Source organism: Micromonospora auratinigra, from assembly GCF_900089595.1.
Classification (GTDB): domain Bacteria; phylum Actinomycetota; class Actinomycetes; order Mycobacteriales; family Micromonosporaceae; genus Micromonospora; species Micromonospora auratinigra.
On sequence record NZ_LT594323.1, the window covers coordinates 1,345,991 to 1,367,208 of the forward strand.

General features: G+C 75.0%; 13 protein-coding genes and 2 pseudogenes. 7 read left to right on the forward strand and 8 right to left on the reverse strand.

Annotated features, from left to right (window positions below; all coding sequences use genetic code 11):
• Positions 1-14 precede the first annotated feature (14 nt).
• From GA0070611_RS32470 to GA0070611_RS05995, 5 genes and pseudogenes are all read right to left on the reverse strand, one after another.
• Positions 15-825: pseudogene (locus GA0070611_RS32470) on the reverse strand (VIT1/CCC1 transporter family protein).
• 1 nt (position 826) lies between these two features.
• On the reverse strand, positions 827-2,059 hold the full coding sequence (locus GA0070611_RS05980) for an acetyl-CoA hydrolase/transferase family protein (protein WP_091658774.1): 1,233 nt from the start codon (positions 2,057-2,059) through the stop codon (positions 827-829).
• 131 nt (positions 2,060-2,190) lie between these two features.
• Positions 2,191-3,369 (reverse strand): GH12 family glycosyl hydrolase domain-containing protein, encoded by a 1,179-nt coding sequence (locus tag GA0070611_RS05985; RefSeq protein ID WP_091658776.1) that lies wholly within the window; start codon positions 3,367-3,369, stop codon positions 2,191-2,193.
• Between the two features lie 97 nt (positions 3,370-3,466).
• A complete protein-coding gene (locus GA0070611_RS05990; RefSeq protein WP_091658778.1) occupies positions 3,467-4,873 on the reverse strand; it encodes a CoA transferase in 1,407 nt (468 codons plus the stop codon).
• Between the two features lie 21 nt (positions 4,874-4,894).
• Complete coding sequence (locus GA0070611_RS05995; protein WP_231921337.1) at positions 4,895-7,231, reverse strand: transglycosylase domain-containing protein; 2,337 nt, start codon at positions 7,229-7,231, stop codon at positions 4,895-4,897.
• Positions 7,232-7,475: 244 nt separating this feature from the next.
• Between GA0070611_RS05995 and GA0070611_RS06000 the strand changes: the two genes are divergently transcribed.
• Together GA0070611_RS06000 and GA0070611_RS06005 are read left to right on the forward strand one after the other, a co-directional pair.
• Positions 7,476-8,732: a glycoside hydrolase family 6 protein gene (locus GA0070611_RS06000; protein ID WP_231921338.1), complete on the forward strand. Its 1,257-nt coding sequence runs from the start codon at positions 7,476-7,478 to the stop codon at positions 8,730-8,732.
• 94 nt (positions 8,733-8,826) lie between these two features.
• Positions 8,827-9,681: pseudogene (locus tag GA0070611_RS06005) on the forward strand (diacylglycerol/lipid kinase family protein); the annotation flags it as partial.
• On the opposite strand, the gene GA0070611_RS06010 reads toward GA0070611_RS06005, so the two are convergent.
• Positions 9,601-12,351 carry an AMP-binding protein gene (locus tag GA0070611_RS06010; protein WP_197675960.1) on the reverse strand — a complete coding sequence of 917 codons (2,751 nt, stop codon included), beginning with the start codon at positions 12,349-12,351 and terminating at the stop codon, positions 9,601-9,603. The pseudogene GA0070611_RS06005 and the gene GA0070611_RS06010 overlap by 81 nt on opposite strands.
• Before the next feature lie 75 nt (positions 12,352-12,426).
• Between GA0070611_RS06010 and GA0070611_RS06015 the strand changes: the two genes are divergently transcribed.
• From GA0070611_RS06015 to GA0070611_RS06035, 5 genes are all read left to right on the forward strand, one after another.
• A complete protein-coding gene (locus GA0070611_RS06015; RefSeq protein WP_091658784.1) occupies positions 12,427-13,464 on the forward strand; it encodes an iron ABC transporter substrate-binding protein in 1,038 nt (345 codons plus the stop codon).
• Between the two features lie 95 nt (positions 13,465-13,559).
• Positions 13,560-15,032, forward strand: coding sequence for an ABC transporter permease (locus tag GA0070611_RS06020; RefSeq protein WP_091658787.1), 1,473 nt, complete (start codon positions 13,560-13,562; stop codon positions 15,030-15,032).
• Entirely contained in the window at positions 15,029-16,063 is a 1,035-nt protein-coding gene (locus GA0070611_RS06025; protein ID WP_091658789.1) for an ABC transporter ATP-binding protein, read from the forward strand. The genes GA0070611_RS06020 and GA0070611_RS06025 overlap by 4 nt, the downstream gene beginning before the upstream one ends.
• 18 nt (positions 16,064-16,081) lie before the next feature.
• Complete coding sequence (locus tag GA0070611_RS06030) at positions 16,082-16,870, forward strand: nucleotidyltransferase (protein ID WP_091658793.1); 789 nt, start codon at positions 16,082-16,084, stop codon at positions 16,868-16,870.
• Positions 16,871-16,925: 55 nt separating this feature from the next.
• Positions 16,926-18,029: a glycoside hydrolase family 18 protein gene (locus GA0070611_RS06035; RefSeq protein ID WP_231921340.1), complete on the forward strand. Its 1,104-nt coding sequence runs from the start codon at positions 16,926-16,928 to the stop codon at positions 18,027-18,029.
• 111 nt (positions 18,030-18,140) lie between these two features.
• On the opposite strand, the gene GA0070611_RS06040 is transcribed toward GA0070611_RS06035, so the two are convergent.
• Together GA0070611_RS06040 and GA0070611_RS06045 are read right to left on the reverse strand one after the other, a co-directional pair.
• The gene (locus tag GA0070611_RS06040; RefSeq protein ID WP_091658797.1) at positions 18,141-19,007 is read right to left on the reverse strand and encodes a peptidoglycan-binding domain-containing protein; all 867 of its coding nucleotides are present in this window, start codon (positions 19,005-19,007) and stop codon (positions 18,141-18,143) included.
• Between the two features lie 395 nt (positions 19,008-19,402).
• Complete coding sequence (locus GA0070611_RS06045; protein ID WP_091658801.1) at positions 19,403-21,205, reverse strand: hypothetical protein; 1,803 nt, start codon at positions 21,203-21,205, stop codon at positions 19,403-19,405.
• Positions 21,206-21,218 lie beyond the last annotated feature (13 nt).

Sequence of the window (21,218 nt, forward strand, 5' to 3'; positions counted from 1 at the left end):
GTTTTCGGCCCGGATCAGGCCACGGCGGTGCCGAACAGGTGGCCGATGCCCCAGGTCAGGGCCAGGCCGGCCGCGCCGCCCAGCACCACCCGGGTGACCGCCAGCCGGGGACTGCTGCCGCCGATGCGCGCGCTGACCGCACCGGCGACACCCAGCGCCAGCAGCACCGCGAGCACCGTCACGGGCACCCGCAGGGCCTGCGGCGCCAGCAGCATCGCCAGCAGCGGCAGCACCGCGCCCGCGACGAACGCCACCGCGGAGGCGAACGCCGCGTGCCCCGGACTGGCCAGGTTCTCCGGGTCCACCTTCAGCTCGGCCTCGGCGTGCGCGGCCAGCGCGTCGTGCGCGGTCAAGCTCGACCGCGACCTGCCGCGCCGTCTCCGGACGCAGCCCCTTCGCCTCGTAGATCGCCGCCAGCTCGGCCAGCTCCTCCTGGGGCATCTCCCGCAACTCGGCGCGCTCCCGGCGCAGCAACGCCCGCTCGCTGTCGCGTTGGCTGCTCACCGAGACGTACTCGCCGAGGGCCATCGACACCGCGCCGGCCACCAGGCCGGCCAGACCGGCGGTGAAGACCGGCCCCCGCTGCGGCGTCGCCCCGGCCACACCCACCACGATGCCGGCCACCGACACGATGCCGTCGTTGGCGCCCAGCACCCCGGCGCGCAGCCAGTTCAACCGGCCGGCGAGACCGCCGCCCTGGTGCGGCTCACCGCCGTGCGGGGCGGCGGGGTCGGCGTCGTCACGTACCTCTGTGCTCACCGGCCCATCCTGCCGACCGGGCGGCGGCGCCGCCAGCCGGGCGAGCCCGTCCGTGGTCGGCCGCACGTCAGCGCAGCGCGAGGCCCAGGTCGCGGCCGGCCGCGCGCAGCGACTCGCGGGCGTCCGGGTGGGCGGCGTGGTCGACCAGTTGCTGCGCCTGCTCGAGGGCGTCGCGGCCCCACACCGCCGCGCAGCCCTGCTCGGTGACGATCGCGCTGTGCTGGAACGAGGTGACCGGCCCCGACAGCAGCGGCACCACGGTCGACACGTCGGCCCTCGGGTGCCAGGAGCGCAACGCGATCACCGCCTGGCCGCCGGGGGAGTGCAGCGCGCCGACGATGAAGTCGGTCTGCCCGCCGAAGCCGGAGTGCACCCGGGTGCCGATCCGGCTCGCGTTGGCCTGGGCGAACAGGTCCACCTCCAGGGCGCTGTTCACCGACACCAACCCGGGCTGCCGGGCGATCGTCGCCGGGTCGTTGGTCCGCTCGGTACGCAGCATGCGCACCCGCTCGTTGCCGTCGACCCAGTCGTACAGCTCGTCCGAGCCGAAGCAGAACGAGGCGGTGACCGGCCGGTCCGGGTCGAGGCAGCCGGCCTTCTCCAGGGCGAGCACCCCGTCGCTGAACATTTCCGAGAAGACCCGCAGGTCACGCCGGTCGGCCAGGGCGGACAGGGTGGCGTCCGGGATGCCGCCGATGCCCGTCTGCAGGGTCGCGCCGTCGGGCACCAGCGCCGCCACCCGGGCCCCGATCGCGGCGGCCACCGGGTCCGGCGTGCCGGCCGGCGCGGCGGGCAGCCGCTCGTCGACCTCCAGCACCAGGTCCACCGCGTCCAGCGGCAGTTCGGCGTCCCCGTACGTCCAGGGCATCTGCCGGTTGGCCTGGGCGACCACCAGGCCGCCCCGGGCCCGGACCGCCTCGACCGCGGCGGGCAGCACGTTCACCTCGACGCCGAGGCTGACCGCGCCGCCGCGCGGCACCGTGGTGTGCAGCAGCACCACGTCGGGCGCGAGCCGGCCGCGCAGCAGGGCCGGCACCAGGGACAGCCGGCTCGGCACGTACGACAGGCGCGGGTGCCCGCGCATGCCGGCCCCGACGAACGAGGTCTCGTAGTGCACGCCGGGCCGGTCGGGGATGCCGGGCGGGGCGTTGAGCATGTGCAGCCGGTACTCCGGCAGCACCGCGTCGAGCACCGCCAGGGCCCGCCGGGGCGGCACCTGGTTGCCGCTGGCCACCACCCTCGGCATCCCCGGCAGCCGGCCGAGCGCCGCTGCCAACCCGGACTCCGACACCACGCGCATGACGACCTCGGCCTCCGCGACGGCTGACCCTCATCCGTCGCCCGCAGCATCCCGTCGCGAAGGTCCCGCCGGACAGGGCCGGAGGTCCGTGACGGCGATCATGTCCCGGCCCGGCCCCGCGGCGGATCAGGTCAGCGCAGCGACCAGACCTGGTTGGGCTGGGTGCCGCCACCGCCGTAACAGGCGTAGATCTGCAGGCCGGTGCCGTTGGCGGTGCCCTGGCCGATCGCGTCCAGGCACTTGCCGGACTGCGGGTTGGTGACGGTGCCGTTCGCGTTCAACTGCCAGTTCTGCGCGCCCGAGCCGTTGCAGGTCCACAGTTGCACCCGCGCGCCGTTGGCGGTGGAGCCGCCCGCCACGTCCAGGCACTTGCCGGTGGCCGGGTTGACGAAGGTGCTGCCGGCGCGGCTCCACCGCTGGTTGGTCGCGCCGCTCCAGCAGTCCCAGAGCTGCACGGCCGTGCCGTCGGCGCCGACGTTGGCCGGGACGTCGACGCAGCGCCCGCTGCCCTGCCCGACGAGCTGCTGACCCGTGCCGCCGGTGCCGCCCGTGCCGCCGGCGTTGACCGCGGCGGAGAAGCTGTTCACCGCCAGGCCGACGCCGCCCTGCCACGGCTCGAAGCCGGCCTGGACGCTGGTCAGGTACCAGCTGGTGGTGACCTGGGTCCGGGCGTCGACGTCGCGGACGAAGTCCATCACGTCGAACGACCAGCTGCCCAGCGGCGAGGCGGCCACGTAGGAGACCACGTCGTTGCCGCCGTTCCAGCCCTGCCAGACCTGCCAACTGAGCCCGCCGATGGTGGTCCACCCGACGGCACTGCCGACCGGCTGCACGCCGCCCTGCCGGTTGAACCAGATCATCAGCTCCATCTGGTTGACCCCGGTGGTCTTGGCGGTCGGGTCCAGCCAGATGTCGTACGAGGCGTCGAAGGCGCTGTTCGCCACGTAGCTGTACGAGATGGACGACGGGGCGCTGCCGATCTGGGCCAGCTGGCGGGGCAGGTTGGTGCCGGGGGAGCAGTTGCCGTAGTGGCAGCCCAGGTAGATCGAGGGGTACGACAGCGGCGCGCCGCCGGAGGTCCAGCCGTCCTGGCGGGTGACGGCGAACCCGGTGCCGCTGACGTTGACGCACTGGGTGGCGCTGCTGCCCCAGCGGTTGTTCTGCACCACGTACCGGCTCTGGATCGTGGTCGAACCGTACTGGTCGCAGATCAGGGTGTCGGCCCGGGCCGGGGTGGCGTGCAGGGTGGGGGCGGTCAGCCCGGCCGCCACGGCGAGCAGTGCCGCCGCGAGGATCGATCGAAGTCGCACGTGGTTCTCCGCTCGCCGGCGCCCGTCCGACGGGAGAGCGCTCCACCGATGTGCGTCGATGTAACCACACGGACATCTTCTTGAGAAGCGGGTCCGCTCAGGCGCTGCGCCACGTCGCGTCGTCGCCACCCCACCGGGTCGGACCGGTGTCCCAGGTGACCGGGCCACCGGGCAGGGTGACCGGGGGCAGCGCGTACCGCAGCCGACCCTGCGGGGTGTCCCGCTCGGCACACCAGGGCATGGGGTCGGGTGGCGTGCCCGGACCGCCCGCCTCCCGGGGCAGCTCCGCCCGCAGCCAGCGGGCGACCCGTGCCAGCGACACCCCGACCGAGCGGGCCCCGCCGTGCCGGGTGCGCAGCGCCAGCGCCCGCAGCACCCCGGCGGCCAGCAGGTAGCCGCTGCCGTGGTCGAGAGCCTGGGCCGGCAGCACGCCCGGGGTGCCGTCGGGGTGGCGTTGCGTGTCGGCGATGCCGGTGGCCGCCTGGACCAGGCTGTCGAAGCCCCGCCGCCCGGCCCACGGGCCACCGTCGCCCCAGGCCGCCAGCCGGGCCACCACCAGGTCGGGCCGGTGCCGGCGCAGCGCCTCGGGGGAGTGACCGAGCCGGTCCAGGGCCCCCGGTCGGTAGCCGGTGACCACCACGTCCGCCCCGGCGAGCAGGGCCTCGAAGCGTTCCCGGTCGGCGTCGCGGGCCAGGTCGAGCAGGGTGGACCGCTTGCCGGAACCGGTGTCGAGGTGCTGCGCGGTGATCTCCGGCAGGCCCGGGGGGTCGACCCGCAGCACGTCGGCGCCGAGCAGCGCGAGGAACCGGGTGGCCACCGGTCCGGCGATCACCCGGGTCAGGTCGAGCACCCGTACCCCGGCGGCGGGCCGGCCGTCCGGCGGCGCCGGCAGCGTGCGCGGGGGTGTCGGGGCGTCGGTGCCGAGCCGGACCAGGGGCGTGGTCGCCGCCGCCACGCCCTGCGGGTGCGCGTCCCAGGCCGCCGGGGTGCGGACGGCGACGGCCAGCCCGCCGACGGCGACCACCCGCTCCTCGACGGTCGCGGCGGGCAGCGCGCGGATCCGCTGCGCGACGGCCGCGGTCAGCGCGTCGTCGTCGGGGCGCGCCGGGTCCAGGCCGCACGCGGTGAGCAGCCGGGCCCGGTGGTGCGGATAGTTGGCGTGGGTACGCACCCAGCCGTCGGCGGTCGGCCAGAACCGCGACAGCGGCGCGAAGCCGTCGAACGACCGGCCGTCGAGGCGCAGGTGCCGCTCGCTGGTGAAGGCCACCGCCACGGCCCGGCTGTCCACGGTGAGCGGCGCGGTGACGGCGCGCCCCCGGGCCCCGGCCAGCTCGGCCGCCGCGAGCCCGGCCGCCGCGACGCAGCCCACGGCCAGCCCGGTGACCGGCAGCCGGGCCGGCAACGTGTCCGCCGGCCCGGTCAGCCGCACGGCCGCCGCCGCGGCGGGGTCACCTCCGACCGCCGCCCACGCCGCCCGGACCGCCACTTCCACCGACTGCTCCATCGCCGGATCATCCCACCGGGGTCAGCGGGGGCCCTTGGTGCGGGTGGGGGAGGCGGTGGGCAGGGAGGTCAGCGACGGGGAGAGGGTGGGCAGCGGAGTGGGTCGCCGGGTGGGGGTGGGGCTGGGGCTGGGGCTGGTGGGTTCGGCGCTCGGCGTCGGCGGGACGGTCGGCGACGGGGCCGCGCTGGTGGGCGCGGACGGGGCCGGGGCGGTGGCGGTCGGGGTGTCGTCCGGGAAGGACGGCTCACCGAAGCGGTACTTGCCGGGGTCGAGCTTCAGCGCGGCGCTCGCCTGCGTCATGAACTGCCGCCAGATCGGACCGGGGCCGGTGGAGCCGTACACCTCGTAGCTGCCGCCCCTGGTCCGCAGCGGCTTGCCGTCGGTGGTGCCCAGCCAGACCGCGGCGGCCAGCGCGCCGGTCCAGCCCACCATCCAGGTGTGCACGTTCTGGGTGGTGCTCTGGCCCGCCTGCCAGGTGCCGGTCTTGCCGGCGGAGTCCCAGTCGTTGTCGAGCTTGGCCGCCTTGACCCGGCGCAGCGTCCAGTCGAGCTGGTCGACGGCCTCCTTGTCCAGCCCCAGGTCGGTCTGCTTGAGCTGCTCGGTGTAGATCTTGTCATCGCCCTTGGTGACGGACCGGACGAAGTGCGCCTCGGCGCGCTTGCCGCCGGCGGCGAAGGTGGCCATCCCGTTGGCGTGGTCCTGCACCGTGATGCCGTACTGGCCGATGCCGACCTCGGTGGAGAAGCGCTTGGCGGCCTCGTCGACGGGCTCGTCGCGCAGGTCCACCCGCTGCGGCTGCGGGTTGCCCTTGACCGTCTCCCACATCGAGTCGACCCCGGCCCGCTTGGCCATGTCCATCACCTTCGCGATGCCGAGCTTCTCGGTCAGCTCGAAGTAGGTGACGTTGAGCGAGGCCACGGTGGCCTCCCAGAGCGCGCAGTCCGGCTGGCAGGGCGCGTGCTCGGCGTTGCGGATCGGGCCGGCCGGGCTGCCCTTGGTCCGCCCCGACGCGGGGAACTCCTTGATGTCCGGCGAGTCGAAGTGCTGCTTGACGGAGATCTTGTTCTCCACCGCGGCGGCCAGGTCGTACACCTTGAACGAGGAGCCCGGCGGGTGCGCGCCGAAGCCGCGGGCCTGGCCCTGCTCGTCGTAGTACCAGCCGGCGTAGTCGGCGCCGCTGCTGCCGCCGTTGCCCCCGTAGTAGCCGAGCACCCGGCCGGTGCCGGGCTCCACCGCGACCAGCGCCGCCTGCCAGTCCTTCGGCTGGTCGCGCACCGCCTCGGGCGCGGTGTCGCGGCGGATGTCGGCGGCCGCCTCGGCGGCGTCCTGCACCCGCTTGTCGACGGTGGTGACGATCTTGTAGCCGCCGTCGCGGATGACGTCGTCGGTCTGCCCCTTGAACTGCTCGGTGCGGCGCAGCTCGCTGAGCACGTGGTTGACGACCAGGCCGGTGGGGCGGTCGAGCCCGGACTGCCCGGCGTTGCGGTCGATCGGCTTGACGTCGTCCGGGTACGCCAGGTTCGCCGCCTCCTGCGGCGTCAGGTACCTCAGCTTGACCATGCCGTCGCGGATGTAGTTCCACCGGTCGATCGAGTTCTGCTTGGCCCGGGCGTTGCGCGCGGGGTCGTAGCCCGGGGAGCCCTCGGGGTCGGCCGGGTCCGCCTCCGGCTGCTTGACCATCGCGCAGAGCACCATCGCCTCGGCCTTGGTGAGCTGCTGCGCGGGCGGCGCGTCGCGGCGCACCGTCTTGCCGAAGTAGGTCTGCGCGGCCGCCTCGATGCCGTACGCGCCCCGCCCGAACGGGACGGTGTTCAGGTAGAAGCCGAGGATCTCGTCCTTGCTGTACTTGTCGTCCAGCTTCCAGGCGACCACGGCCTCGCGCAGCTTGCGGGAGTAGGTGACCCCGCGCAGGTCGGCGGCGACCCGGGCGTACTGCTGGGTGATGGTGGACGCGCCCTGGCGCTGCCCGCCGGTGACGTTCGACCAGGCGGCCCGGAGCACGCCGGTGAAGTCGATGCCCTTGTTCGTCCAGAAGCTGCGGTCCTCGGCGGCCACGATCGCCTGCTTGGCCGAGTCGTTCATCTGGTCGTACGGGACGATGGTGCGGTTCTCCGCCCCGAGCTTGGCCATCGGCGTCCGGCCGTCGGCGTAGTAGACGGTGGTCGACTCGGGCAGCTTCAGGTCGGTGGGGGTGGGCACGCTGTCGAAGTAGTAGCCGCCCACCACCAGCCCGCCGCCGACCAGCAGCGCGAACACCGCCAGCAGGCTCACCAGGCGGCGGCCCCGGCGCTTGCGTGCAGTGGGCTGGGCCGGGGCGCCGCCCGCGTTGTGGTTGTCACCGGTTGGAAGCACCCGCACCCGATACCCTCCGACTGTCCGGCCGAATCGTGTCCCCGCTCGCCCCGCAGGCTAGCGGAGCTGGGCGGACACCGCCGCCATCCGCCGCCGGACCGACTGTCCGGTGGCGCAGCGTGCCCGAGCCGGTTGCGGTCGCGCTCGACCGGCTCGGCGCATTGACAGTCGGGTGTGGACGGGGCACCCTCGGACGAGCTGCGGGAACGCTCCCACGCGTCGTTCCCCCGTCCCCATCAGGAGCAATGACGTGGTCCTGAACTCCCTCCGGCGGCGTGCCGTGACCGGTCTCGCCGCCGCCCTCACCCTCACCACCGCCTTCGCCGTACCGGCCGCGCCGGCCGCGGCGGAGATCCGCGACGGCGTGACCTTCTACACTCCGCGCCCCGACCACGGGGCGATCCGGCAGGTCGCCGAACTGACCGCCGCCGGGCAGTACCGGCAGGCGATCCGGCTCGGCGAGATGATCCGTACGCCCCAGGCGGTCTGGGTCACCGGCGGCTCCGGGCACGCCCTCACCCAGTCGATCAAGGCCGAGGTGTCCCGGGCCGCCGGCAAGAAGACCGTGCCGGTGCTGGTCGCGTACAACATCCCGTTCCGCGACTGCGCGCAGTACTCGGCCGGCGGCGCGACCTCGAAGGCCGAGTACGAGGCCTGGATCGACGCCTTCGCCGCCGGTATCGGCAATCGCGAGGTGGCGGTCATGCTGGAGCCCGACGGGCTCGGCATCATCCCCTGGTACACCACCATCAACGGCAACCAGGAGTGGTGCCGGCCGGCCGAGGCGGACGCCGCCACGGCCGCCGCCGACCGCTTCGAGATGCTCAACTACGCGGTGGACAAGCTGGGCGCGCTGCCCCGCACCAGCGTTTACCTCGACGGCACGCACAGCGCCTGGCTGGGCGTCGGTGACATCGCCGATCGCCTGGTCAAGGCCGGTGTCGGCCGGGCCGACGGCTTCTTCCTCAACGTCTCCAACTACGAGACGACCGAGCGGCAGGTCAAGTTCGGCAACTGGATCTCGAAGTGCGTGTACTACGGCACCGCCGGCCCGGAGTTCGCCCGCGGGCACTTCGACTGGTGTGCCAGCCAGTACTACCCGGCCGACCCGGCGGACTTCAGCACCTGGGGCAGGACCGACGCCTGGTACGCGGAGAACGTCGGCGCGGTGCCGGCCGACCGGCTCGCCCACTTCGTGGTCGACACCAGCCGCAACGGGCAGGGGCCGTGGGCCGCGCCGGCCGGGGTCAGCTGGCCGGACCCGCAGACCTGGTGCAACCCGCCGGACCGGGGTCTCGGGCTGCGTCCCACCACCGCCACCGGTGACCCGCTCGCGGACGCCTTCCTCTGGGTGAAGACGCCCGGTCAGTCCGACGGGCAGTGCGACCGGGGCACCGGCACCGGGCACGACCCGGCCCGGGGCGGCATGGCCGACCCGGCCGCCGGGGCCTGGTTCCCCGAGCAGGCCCTCGAACTGGTCACCTACGCCAACCCGCCGCTGCGCTGACCGGCGACGAACCGGGGCGGTCCCGTGTCGGGGCCGCCCCGCGTCGCGTTCGGGCCAGGAGTGCGCGACGGCGCGTCGGGGTATCAGCCCGGGCATGAGCGCGCCCACCGCCGACCGACCCGTCACCGACCGCACCCCGGCCCCGACCGGTGTGGTGGCGGTCGTCGCCCACCGGAAGAAGACCCTCGGCGGGGGGCTGGACGAGCTGCGCTCGGAACTCGTCGCTGCCGGTGTCGGCCGGCTGCTCTGGTACGAGGTGCCGAAGAGCCGCAAGGCGCCGAAGAAGGTGCGCAAGGCGGTGGAGAAGGGCGCCGAGCTGGTCCTGGTCTGGGGCGGCGACGGGATGGTGCAGCGTTGCGCCGACACGCTGGCCGGCTCGGACCTGCCGATGGGCATCCTGCCCGCCGGCACCGCGAACCTCTTCGCCACCAACCTCGGCATCCCCGCCGACCTGCCGCAGGCGGTGCGGATCGCGCTGCACGGCCGCCGTCGGCGGCTGGATCTGGGCCGGATCAACGGGGAGCACTTCGCCGTGATGGCCGGGGCGGGCTTCGACGGGGACCTGATCCGCGAGGCCGACCGCAAGCTCAAGGGCCGGCTGGGCCGGGTCGCCTATGTCTGGACCGGGCTGCGGCACGTCCGGGGCGAGTGCGTCCGCACCCGGATCCGGGTGGACGGGGCGGACTGGTTCGACGGTGAGGCGAGCTGCGTGCTGTTCGGCAACGTCGGCACGATCACCGGCGGTATCCCGGCCTTCGACGACGCCCGCCCGGACGACGGCGCGCTGGAGATCGGCGTCTCCACCGCCAGCGGCGCGATCGACTGGGCGCGCACGTTGGGGCGGATGGCCGCCGGCCGCTCCGAGGACTCACCGTTCGTGCGGATCACCCGCGGTCGCAAGGTCCGGGTGCGCTTCGCCGCGCCGAAGACGTACGAGCTGGACGGGGGCGCGCGGACGACGGCGAAGCGGCTCAAGGTCAGGATTGTCCCGGGTGCGCTGACCGTCTGCTGCCCGGACTGACCGCCGGAGCGCCGCCCACGACGCCGGCCCGGCCCACGCCCGCGACGCCCGCCGGGCTGCGCGCCCGGCCCATGCCCACGAGGCCCGTCGGGTCGCCCGCCGGACCGCGCCTGTCGCGGCGACGCCGACGGCGAGGGAGACGGCCAGTGCCAGCCACCCCGACCACGGTCCGACCACCGGCAGTACCTGCCAGTGGGTGAGGTAGATCAACAGTGAGCTGGCGGCGAGCGCGCCGGCCACCCGGTTCACCAACGGCGTGCCGGGCAGCCGGGGCACCCAGGCCAGCAGCGCGAACCCGGCGACCACGAACGCCTCTCGGTACGGCTGGCCGAACAGTCCCGGCACGGTGCCCGCCGCGACGGCGGTGACCAGCAGCCGCTGCCTCGTCCCGGCGGCCCGGGCGGCGGCCCAGCCGAGCGGGAAGAGCCAGCCCACCGTGAGCGCGTCGGGCACCGGCCCGTACGCGGCGAGGCCGGGCAGGTCGTAGCGGGTGACCAGGCCCAGCCCGGCCAGCGCCAGCGGCAGCCCGAACGGGTGGCGGCGGTCGAGCCGGTCGACCGCTGGGACGGCGATCAGCGCGGTGGCCGCGAGCAGCAGGTACACCAGCGCCTCGAGGAACCAGAAGTGCCACTGGGTGGCCCCGTCGTGCGGCCCGAGGACGCTGTTGAGCAGCAGCACGTTGGTCAGCGTGTAGTCGCCGGTGAGCGCGCCGGCCACCGCGATCCAGGCCACCGAGGGCAGCACGAGGCGGCCGGTGGCGCGCAGCGCGGCGCGTACCCGCTGCCGCCGGGGCGCGGCGGTGAGCTGGAAGCGGGCGAAGTGGAAACCGGCCACGGCGAGCAGTAGGTGGGCGCCGCCCTTGACGGTGAAGACCGGGATGTGCGAGCCGACGATGGCGACGATGGCCAGCGTGCGCAGCGCCACCGTGGTCTCCAGGGTCCGGCGCCGACCGGGCGGGGCGGCCGTCGGGCGGGCCAGCTCCCGGATCGGCCGGGTGGGCCAGTCGGTGGGCAGGTCGCCGAGCAGCTCCGCCAGCCGTACCGAGGCGGTCACGTAGGAGAGCGAGTCGCCGCCCAGGTCGACGAAGCTCTGGTCGGGGTGGACCTCGGGCCGGTCGAGCAGGTCGGCGTAGAGCCGGCAGAGGGCCGCGGTGTCCGTCCCGGCGGGCGCGAGGTCCGTCCCGGTCGGCGTGTGGTCCGCCGGAGCCGGCGGGGCCAGGGCACGCACGGCGGCCAGGTCTGGCTTGCCGTTGGCCAGGCGGGGCAGTTCGGGCAGCAGGTGCGCGCGGACCGTCCGGGCCGGCAGCCCGGCGGCGCGGGCGGCCAGCCGCCGCACCTGCTCGGGCCGGTGCCCGCCGGTCGCGGCCACCACCAGCTCGCGGTCGGTGCCGACGCAGTACGCCTCGACGCCCGCCCGCCGGAGTTGCTCCTCCACCCGGCGTGGGTCGACCCGCAGGCCGAAGATCTTCACGAAGCCGGCGGTCCGGCCGACGATCTCGTAGAGGCCGTCCGCGCCCCGCCGGGCGACGTCGCCGGTGTGCAGCTCGGTGACGGTGCGGCCGAGGGCGAGGTCGGCGGGCTCCTCGGCGTAGCCGAGCATCACGTTGGGGCCGGTGTAGACCAGCTCCCCGGTGTCGGGTGCGGGATGTCCGGGCAGCGGACGCAGCCGGAAGGACCCGCCGGGGACCGGCACGCCGATCGCCTCGGGTCGCCGGGTCGCCAGCTCCGGCGGCAGGTACGCCATCCGCGCGGTGGCCTCGGTCTGGCCGTACATGACGAAGAGCCGCCAGCCCTGCCGGCGACCGAGCGCGGCGTAGCGGGTGACCCGCTCGGGGTCGAGCCGGCCGCCGGCCTGGGTGAGGTGGCGCAGGTGCGGCAGGCGCATCCGGTCGAAGCCGACCCGGTCGAGCAGGTCGAAGGTGTACGGCACGCCGGCCAGGCTGGTGCCGCGGGCGGAGCGGAACAGCTCCCAGAACTCCGGGTCGGTGACCGAGCGCCCGGTGAGCACCAGCGCGGCCCCGCGCAGCAGGTGGCTGTTGACCACGGACAGGCCGTAGCAGTAGTGCAGCGGCAGGGTGGTGGCCGCCCGGTCGGTGTCGCGGATGTCCAGGTACGCGGCGATCGACTCGGCGTTGGCCTGGAGGTTGGTCGCCGACAGCCGGACCAGCTTGGGCGAGCCGGTCGACCCGGAGGTGCTCAGCAGCAGCGCCAGCTCGGGGTGCAGGTCGTGCCGGGTGCCGGCGTGCCGCTCGGTGACCACGAGTTTCCCGTCGACCCGGCGGATCAGCACGTCGGGGTCGTACGCCCGGATCAGCTCGGCGGTGGCGGTTCCGGCGTCGCCGGGCGTCAGCAGCAGGGGATGGCCACCGGCCAGCGCGGCCAGGTACGCGACCAGCTCGTCGACCCGGTTCGCGCCGGCGAGCAGCACCAGCCGGCGCTGCGGGCCGAGCCGGGCGGCCAGCGCCTCGACCCGGGCGGCCAGCTCGGCGTAGCCGATCCGGCCGTCGGCGGTGATGACGGCGATCCGTTCGCCGTACCCGGACAGGGCGCGGACGAACGGTGGCGGGCCGGCGGGGGGATGGTCGGACACGGCGCACAGGTTAGGGCAGCCTCACCTAATGAACAACGCGGGGGTGGCTTGCGTCGAGCTGCGTAACTAAGGTAAGCCTTACCTGTGCGACAGCGATTCTCTCTCCTGCTCGCCGGCAGCCTCGCCGGCCTCCTGTCCCTGACCGCCTGCGGCGGCTCCGACGCCGACCCGGGCCAGCCCGGCGACAAGCGCCTGACCATCTACAGTGGGCGCAGCGAGGCGCTGGTCGGCCCGGTGCTGGCGAAGTTCGAGAAGGCCACCGGCGTCGACGTCGACGTCCGCTACGGCAGCACCGCGCAGATGGCCGCCCAACTGCTGGAGGAGGGCGACCGGAGCCCGGCCGACGTCTTCTTCGCCCAGGACGCCGGCGCGCTCGGCGCGGTGAGCAAGGCCGGCCTGCTCGCCCCCCTGCCCGCCGACCGGCTGGCGCGGGTGCCCGCCGCCTACCGCGACGCCGAGGGCCGCTGGGTGGGTGTCACCGGACGCTCCCGGGTGCTGGCGTACAACGCCGACCAGGTCACCGCCGCCCAGCTGCCGGCGTCGGTATTCGAGCTGACCGACCCGCGCTGGAAGGCCAAGGTCGGCATCGCCCCCGGCAACGGCTCGTTCCAGGCGTTCGTCACCGCGCTGCGGGTCCGCCACGGCGACGCGAAGGCCCGCGAGTTCCTCACCGGGCTCAAGGCCAACCAGGTGCAGATCCGGGAGAACAACGTCCAGATCGTCGCCGACATCGACGCCGGCACCCTCGCCGCCGGGCTGGTCAACCACTACTACGTGTTCGAGCTGGCCAAGGAGCGCGGCGGCAGCACCGACGCGCTCAAGGCCAAGCTGCACTTCTTCCCCGACGGCGACACCGGCGGCCTGGTCAACGCCGCCGGTGTCGGCCTGCTGCAACGGGCCGGCACCGACCCCGACGCCCGGGCCCTCGTCGACTACCTGCTCGGGGCCGAGGCGCAGACCCACTTCGCCACCCAGACCTTCGAGTACCCGCTCGTCGCCGGGGTCGCCCCCGCGCCCGGGCTGCCGCAACTCGGCAGCCTCGACGCGCCGAAGATCGACCTGAACGACCTGGACACGCTGGACGCCACGGTCACCATGATCAAGGAAGCGGGGCTGGCCTGAGCGCCGTCCTGGCCGGCGACCGTCGGGACGCCACCCGACGGTCGCCGCGCCGGCGGATCCGTCGGCCCGCGCTCACCGTCGCCTCGGCCGCCGCCGTGGCGGTCGCCCTGCTTCCCCTGGTCTACCTGGGCGTACGGGTCGCCGAGGCGGGCGTCGAGCGGATCGTGGCCGAGCTGTTCACCACCCGGGTCGCGGTGCTGGCCGCGCGCAGCGTGGCCCTCGCGGCGGTGGTCACCGCCGCGTGCACCGTGCTCGGCGTGGCGACCGCGCTGCTGGTGACCCGCACCGACCTGCCCGGCCGGCGGGTGCTCGGCCTGCTCGCCGCGCTGCCGCTGGCGGTGCCCACCTACGTCGCCGGGTTCGCGTGGACCGCCACGGTCACCGGCTTCGAGGGCTTCTGGGCCGCCGCCCTGCTGCTCACCCTCTGCTCCTACCCGTACGTCTTCCTGCCCACCGTGGCGGCGCTGCGCCGCGCCGACCCCGGCCAGGAGGAGGTGTCCCGGTCGCTGGGCCGGGGACCCTGGGCCACCCTGACCGGGGTGACCCTGCGTCAGATCCGCCCCGCCGTCGCGGCCGGGGCCCTGCTGGTCGCGCTCTACGTGCTCAGCGACTTCGGCGCGGTCTCCATCGTCCGGGTGGACACCTTCACCCGGGCCATCTTCACCGCGTTCAACCTGGGCTTCGACCGCACCGGGGCGCTGGTGCTCTCCACCGTCCTGGTGCTGCTCACCGTCGGCCTGATCGGTGCCGAGCTGGGCACCCGCACCCGCGACGCCCGGTACGTCGCCGGGACCACCCGGCCGCCCGTGCTGCTGGGGCTGGGCCGAGGGCGGGGGCCGGCGCTGGCCGGCCTGCTCGTGGTGCCCGCCCTCGCCCTCGGCGTACCGGCCGTCGGGCTGGGGCGCTGGCTGGTGGCGGGCGTCTCCCGGCCCGGCTCGCTCGCCGAGGTCGCCACCGCCGCCGGGGCGTCGCTGTCGGTCTCCCTGGCGGGCACGGCGCTGACCATGCTGCTCGCCCTGCCGCTGGGGCTGCTGACCGCCCGCGCCCCCGGGCCGGTCGCCACCGTGCTGGACCGGCTCAGCTACGTCGCGCACGCCCTGCCCGGCGTGGTGATCGGCCTGTCCCTGGTCTTCTTCGCGGTCAACGTGGCGTACCCGCTCTACCAGAGCGTCTGGCTGCTCGCCCTGGCGTACGCCACGCTGTTCCTGCCGCTGGCCGTCGGGGCGGTCGCCGCCGCGGCGGCGCAGAGCCCACCCGCCGTGGAGGAGGCCGCCCGGTCGCTGGGCCGCGGGCCGGTCACCGTGTTCCGCACGGTCACCCTCCCGCTGACCCTGCCCGGGATCGGGGCCGGCGCCGCGCTGACCTTCCTGACCTGCATGAAGGAGCTGCCGGCCACGCTGCTGCTGCGGCCCACCGGGATGGACACCCTCGCCACCGAGCTGTGGACCCACACCGGCACCGCGGCGTACGCGGCCGCCGCCCCCTACGCCGCGCTGCTGGTGGCGCTCGCCGCCGTGCCCACCTGGCTGCTCGCCGCCCGGACCGGACTCACCGGAGGTGCCCGATGACCGCGCCGATGCTCACCCTGACCGGCGTCGCCAAGGGGTACGGGCCGGTGCCCGCGCTGGCCGGCGTCGACCTCGAGGTGGCCCGGGGCGACCTGCTCGCGGTGCTCGGCCCGTCCGGCTGCGGCAAGACCACGCTGCTGCGCTGCGTCGCCGGCTTCGAACGGGTGGACGCGGGCACGGTCGAGGTGGCCGGCCGGGCGGTGGCCGGGGCGGGCGGCCACGTGCCGCCGCACCGCCGCCGGGTCGCCGTCGTGCCGCAGGACGGCGCGCTCTTCCCGCACCTGAGCGTCGCCGACAACGTCGGCTACGGGCTGGACCGGGCGCAGCGCCGGGGCGGCCGGATCGCGCAGGTGCTGGAGCTGGTCGGTCTCGGCGGCTACGACCGGCGGATGCCGCACCAGCTCTCCGGCGGCCAGCAGCAGCGGGTGGCGGTCGCCCGGGCCCTCGCCCCCCGCCCGCCGCTGGTGCTGCTGGACGAGCCGTTCAGCGCGCTCGACGCGCAGCTGCGCACCGGGCTGCGCGCCGACGTGCGGGCGGCGCTACGCGCCGACGGGGCGACCGGCGTGCTGGTCACCCACGACCAGGGCGAGGCGCTGTCCATGGCCGACGCGGTGGCGGTGATGAACGGTGGACGGATCGTCCAGTGCGCCGCCCCCGCCGAGGTGTACCGGGACCCGGCCGACCCGTGGGTGGCCCGGTTCGTCGGCGACGCGGTGCTGCTGCCCGCCACCGCCGACGCCGACGTGGCGGTCACCCCGCTCGGGCGGCTGCCGCTGCGTGGCCCGAGCGGCGCAGGTGCGGTCACCGTGCTGATCCGCCCCGAGCAGCTCCGGCTGGAGCGGGCCGGTGACTGCGCCGCCACCGTGGTCCGGCAGACCTACCACGGGCACGACGCGCTGACCACGGTGCGGCTGGCCGACGGCACCCTGCTCACCGCCCGCACCCTCGACGAGGGCACCGCGCTGCCGGCCGGCGCCCGGGTCGGGGTGACCGTGCGTGGTGCGGTGCGGGCGTACCCCGGGTCGGCCTGAGCGGGCATCATCGGCGGCATGGACGAGGCGGTACGCGACTACCTGGCGGCGCTGGTCGAGCGGGCCCGGGCGGTGCTCGGCGCGAACCTGGCCGGCGCGTACGCGGCCGGCTCGCTCGGCTTGGGCGCGTACCAGCCGGGGCGCAGTGACGTGGACGTGGCGCTGCTGGTCGACGAGTCGCTGGACTGCGCGACGCGGCGGGCGCTGGTGGAGCGGCTGCGGCACGAGGCGCTGCCCTGCCCGGCCCGCGGCCTGGAACTGGTGGTCTACCGGCGGGTGGTGGCCGCCTCCGGCACCGGCGACCCGGGCTTCGAGGTGGAACTCAACACCGGTGCGGGCCTGCCGTTCCGGGCCAGCTACGACCCGGCGGACCGGTCGGCGGCCGACGGGCGGTTCTGGTACGCCCTCGACCGGGCCATCCTGCACCAGTCCGGGCTGGCGCTGCTCGGCCCGCCCGCCGCCGAGGCCTTCGCCGAGCCGGCCCCGGCGCAGCTGCGCCGGCTGCTGGTCACCGCGCTGGATTGGTGGCTGGCGCTGCCCACCCCGCCCGGCGACGTGCCCGCCCCCGGCGCCGAGGACGCGGTGCTCGGCGCGTGCCGGGCGCTGGTGCGCGTCACGCACGGCCGGTGGCTGGCCAAGTCCGACGCCGGTCGCCGGCTGCTCGACCAGGGGAGTGACCTCGCTCCGGCCGACGCGGAGCTGATCCGGCGCTCGATCGCGGCCCGCGCGGGTGGGCCCGCCCCCAGCGGACCGTCGGCGCGCGCCTTCCAGCGCCGGGTGCGGCACCGGCTCGCCACGATGCATTGACGCGGATCAGCGCGCTACTGTAAACAAGGCGTACTGATCGATCCGGGAGGTCCCCGTGCGACGCTCGCTGGCCGCGCTCCTGCTCGTGCTCGCCACCGCCACCGCCGCCCCGGCCGCCGCCGCGACGCCGCCCCGGCCCGAGCCCGCGCCCCTGGCGGCCAGCCCGGTCCAGGTCTACGGCGCCTGGCACTGCGGCAACGACTACTGCACCTGGGCCACCCCGCGCACCGTCGCCGAGTTCGACGCGCAGAACCACTGGATCGTCGACCGGGGCGACGGCCGCCCGTCGGTCAACCTGGTCGTGCTGAGCTTCGTCGACCCGCTCGACCTGCTGCACGCCACCACCGACGCGACCACCCTCGACGGGGTGCCGCGCGGTATGACCGCGGAGATCGTGCAGTACCTCACCGCCCGCGGCATCCGGGTGATGCTCTCCCTCGGCGGCATCACCTACACCGACGCCTGGGACGCCGCCCTCACCGAGAATCCCACCCTGCTCGGCCAGCGGGCCGCCGCGGTCGCCACCCGGCTCGGCGTCGGCATCGAGATCGACTACGAGCAGAACACCGGCCCGAACCTCGCCGGCCTCCAGTCGTTCATCGACGCCTACCGGGCGGTGCACCCGTACGACGCCACCGGGGCACGACCCGAGGCCCGGCTCACCATCGACGTCGCCGCCGGCGACCGCTGGCTGATCGACCTCAACCGCAAGGCCACCGCCGACTGGCTGCGTACCGACCGGCCGGTGCTCGACTACGCCAACGCCATGGTCCCCGCCCGCCCCGCCTCGGCCAGCACCTCGCAGGCCAGCTGGCAGGAGCACCTCGACGGCAAGGCGCAGTACAGCCCGCCCGTCCCGCCGCTGGCCCCGGCCAAGCTCACCGGCAGCGTCTACCTCGCCTACGGCGGCCGGCCGCTGCCGGAGTGCGTCGACTACGCCACCTCGGTGCAGAAGGCCGCCGCCCCGTACGTGCGGGGCGTCGCCCCCAACGGCGCGGGCAGCACGCCCGGCCTGCTCGGCTTCATGTTCTGGGCGGCCGAGCGGCCCTCCACCCGGGGCATCGGCACCGTGCCGCCCAACACCTGCGAGCGGGGCGCCGGGGCCGGCGCGAGCGCCCTCGCCGTCCCGGTGCCGATGCCGGCCCTGCGCCAGAGCTGACGGTGCCCCGGAGCCGGCAGACCGGCATCGTGAACGGCGCCGGGCCGCTGTGCGTCGCACGGCGGCCCGCGCCGGGGGGAGCCGGTGCGGGCCGTGCGGTCGCGGCGGTGCTCAGTAGGTGACCCGGACTCCCATCTGCTTCCAGGTCAACGGCCCGACCACGCCGTCGGCGGTGATCCCGCGCATCGCCTGGTACCAGCGCACCCCCGCCTCGGTGTCGGCGTCGAAGGCGCTGCCCGGGCCGCCGCAGCGCCGCCCGATGAAGCGCCGGACGAACGCCACGTCCGCGCCGGTGCTGCCCCGGCGCAGGGTGCGACAACCCGGCGTGCGGGCCGGCTGCGGCTGCGGCCCCGCCGGTGGCGGTGCGGTGGCCTTCCGGATCGCGGTCACCGTGGCCGGGCCCACGACGCCGTCCACCGTCAGCTTCCTGGCCTGCTGGAAGGCGCATACCCAGGTGCGGGTCCGCGCCCCGAAGGCGCCGTCGACGGTGAGCTTCGCGCCGAGCCGGTTGGCCAGGGTCTGCAACTCGCGCACGTCGCTGCCCCGGCAGCCGTCGCGCAGCACCCGGTCGCCGAGCCGCGTGGCGGTCGCGGTGGCGATCCCCCAGGCCCGCCGGCTGTCCTCTAGCGCCCGGTCGTGGCTCACGCTGACGTGCAGGTGCTCGGTGTGCGGGTTCGGCCCGGTGTAGCGGGCCGCGGCGAAGCCCCGGCTGCGGCTCCAGATCGTCCGGTTCCAGATCACGTACTGGCAGGACGGGTGGGTGATGCAGTGCCGGACGACGAGCAGCGGGTCGATGCCGTCGACGTCCACGTCGAGGGCGTTGACCGAGCTGTCGTCGGAGTCCGGGTTGTGGTCGGAGTGGCGGGCCTGGTGGGACGCGTCGCCGATCCAGCCGTCCGAGGTGTGGTCCCGGTGCGGCCAACGGATGTTGATCTCGTCGCGCAGCACGCGCAGCGTGGGGGCCAGGTGGGCGCTCACCTCACTGCTCCTCGTCCGCGTGCAGGTCGTACTCGACCGCGTCCCCGATCAGGGACTCCGGGTCGTCGTCCTCGTCGAAGTCGGTCACCTGGTAGTCGGGGTCCACAGTGGCGGTGTCCATCACCCCTCCGCTCTCTGCTCGGGCCGGCGCGTCGCGGCGCGCGCCGCCGGCGTGCCGGCTGCTGGTTCCACTGTCGAAACACCTGTTCAGGGCGACAAGGTCTGAGTCGGCTATCCGCGACGGCGGGGTCCGAGCGGTCCCCGCCGCACGCCGATCGTGAGGACCTGTCGCCAATCGGTCCGCCGGTCGGCGGGACCGGGGGAAGCCGGGGACTCCGCCCGGTGGCCCGCCGGTGACCGATCGGCGGAGCGGGTGTAGGGAACCCGACCGGAGGTCAGGCCGGCACCTCCACCGCGAGTTGCTCCAGATCGGCGCGAATCGCGAAGACCTGCCAGTAGAAGGCGTGCGCGGCGGGTGAGCCGTCCACCGTACGGACCCGGAACGCGCCGTCGCGGACCCGGCCGGCGGCCAGCGGGGAGACCGGTCCGTCGTCCTCGAGGACCGGGGTGAGTTGCACGGTCCGCCCCTCCGGCCGGGTCAGCGCCTCGAAGTACGCGGGCAGCTCCACGATCGCCGCCCCGTCCTCCAGTCGACCCTCGCCCCGGTAGTAGACGCCGTTCTCGGCGCCCTCCAGCGCGGCGTGGATGAGCTGCCGGCGCGGCGTGGCGTCCGGCGGGTCCAGCGGATGGTCGATGGCGAACTGCTTCGACTTGCCCTTGATCACGCCGGTGCTCGCGTTGAGGCTGATCGTGTACCCGGTGGACTCGCTCTGGCCCAGGTAGATCGCGCCGGCGGCGAACAGGTCGAACGTGCTGATCCCGCCGCCGCTCCACGAGGCCAGCGGCGGGGTCGCCGGACCGACGACCATCTTCCCCGTCACCGTCATGTCGCCGCCGAAGGTGCTGCGCTTCTCCACCCACAGGCAGCCGGTCTCGGGTCCGGTGCCGCCGCCGTGACCGATGTAGACACCGTTGGTGTGCAGCAGGTACAGCCGCTCGGCGCCGGTCAGGTGCATCCGGCCGCCGGTGGCGTTGAGCCAGGTGCCGCCCGGGAACTGCACGTTGCCGCCGAGCGCGAGGTTGCCCTGCACGCTGAGGTCGCCGTTGCCGCCGGCGTCCTTCACCACGCTGACACCGCCGGTGGCGCGGATGCTGAACGCGCCCTCGGCGGTCACCCCGAGCCCGCCACGGCCCCGCAGCGTCGCCGCCCGCAGCTCCCGCAGGCCCAGGTCGGCGTACGGCCTGCTGCCCTCGGTATAGCCCAGGCTCGGGCCGTCGGCGCTGCGGTCGACCAGCTCGAAGCCCCTGCCGGCGCGGAAGGAGAGCTGGGCGTGCTGCACCCCCGGCCCCCAGAAACCGAGCGCGGTGACCACCTGCCCGGCGCCGACCGTGGCGCCCTCCATGCTGCCCAGGTGCAGCATCCCGCCGCCGATGCGCAGCCGGTCGGCGCCGTACTGGGTGAACGCGATGAGGTCGTCCGGGTCGTTGTTGTTGGCGATCCGCAGGATCGTGTTCTCCCCGCCGTACGGCCAGTAGCGGATGTACGCCTCGTCGCCGCTGCCGCCGCCCGGATCGGCGGGGAAGGTGATGCCGGCCTGCGGTCCGGCGCCGACGGCCGGCACGATCGCGCCGACCGGCACCCGCAGGCCGGCCGCCTGCCGTCCGGCGCCCTGCACGGTGACCGCGCCGCCGGCCCGGGTCACCGTGCCGAGCAGCACCGCGTGGGTGGTGTCGGTGGGCGCGCTCGCGCCGACCTTGACCAGCCCTTCCTCGGTCCACCGGGTCTCGGCGGCGACGCCGCCCTCGTCGCGCCGGTCGGTCAGGAACTCGTGGTACTCCACCCAGACGACGAAGGTGCCGTCGCCCGGCAGCGGGACCCGGCGGCTGTCCGGCAGCACGATCACGATGCCGTCGCCGTCGACCGCCACACCCTGTCCCACCGTCACGTCGGAGCCGGTGACGGTGAGTTCCAGCCCGGTGACCACACCCATCGGGCGCAGCAGCCGGGCGGCCAGGTTCTGTCGGGCCAGCAGGTAGTCGAGCGCCTGGGTGAGGTCGTCGGCGCGCAGGTACTCGTAGTCGTAGTACCGGGGCCGCGCCATCGGCAGCGGCAGGTCCTTCTTCCAGATGATCGTCATGAGCGTTCTCCGC